Genomic DNA, 935 nt, shown 5'->3' on the forward strand with positions numbered 1-935 from the left:
GGGGGGGGGGGGGGGGGGGGGGGGGCGGCGGGGGCGCCCGGGGGGGGGGGGGGGGGGGGGCCCCCGGCCCGGGTGGCCCACCCGGCAGGGCGCGGGCCGGTGGGGCGGGAGCGTTACGCGGACTCGGCCGCCACCAGCTCCGCGATCTGCACGGCGTTCAGCGCCGCGCCCTTGCGCAGGTTGTCGCTGGAGCAGAACAGGGCCAGGCCGCGCCCGTCGGGGACCGTCTCGTCGCGCCGGATGCGCCCGACGTACGTCGGGTCCTGGCCGGCGGCCTGGAGCGGGGTGGGAATGTCGGAGAGCTCCACGCCCGGCGCGGCGGCGAGCAACTCGGCCGCCCGCTCGGGGCTGAGCGGCTCCGCGAACCGGGCGTTGATCTGCAACGAGTGACCGGTGAACACCGGCACCCGGACGCAGGTGCCGGACACCAGCAGCTCGGGGATGCCCAGGATCTTGCGGCTCTCGACGCGCAGCTTGCGCTCCTCGTCCGTCTCGCCCGAACCGTCATCGAGCAGCGAGCCGGCCATCGGCAGCACGTTGTACGCGATCGGGCGCACGTACTTGTTCGGCGCCGGCAGGTCGACAGCCGAGCCGTCGTGGGTGAGCTTGGCCGCCGTCTCCGCGGTCTTGCGGATCTGCTCTTCGAGCTCGCGCACGCCCTCAAGACCGCTGCCCGACACCGCCTGGTAGGTGGTGACCACCAGGCTGGTCAGGCCGGCCGCGGCGTGCAGCGGGCGGAGCACCGGCATGGCGGCCATGGTGGTGCAGTTCGGGTTGGCGATGATGCCCTTGGGGCGCTCGGCCACCGCGTCCGGGTTGACCTCGGACACCACCAGCGGCACCTCGGGGGGGGGCCGCCCCGCCGCCCGCGTGTCGGGCCCCCCCCGGCCCCCCCCCCGCCCCCGGCGGCCCCCCGCCCCCCCGGGGGCGCCCCC

Annotated in this window: 1 protein-coding gene; it reads right to left on the reverse strand. The window is 77.3% G+C overall.

All coding sequences use genetic code 11. The features are described from left to right. Positions 1–113: 113 nt before the first annotated feature. Positions 114–935: aspartate-semialdehyde dehydrogenase (locus tag AAHZ94_RS34590; protein ID WP_349997630.1), on the reverse strand; the 822-nt coding region annotated here is incomplete at its 5' end.

The sequence above is a fragment of the Streptomyces sp. HSW2009 genome (genome assembly GCF_040240285.1).
In the GTDB taxonomy this organism is placed as follows: domain Bacteria; phylum Actinomycetota; class Actinomycetes; order Streptomycetales; family Streptomycetaceae; genus Streptomyces.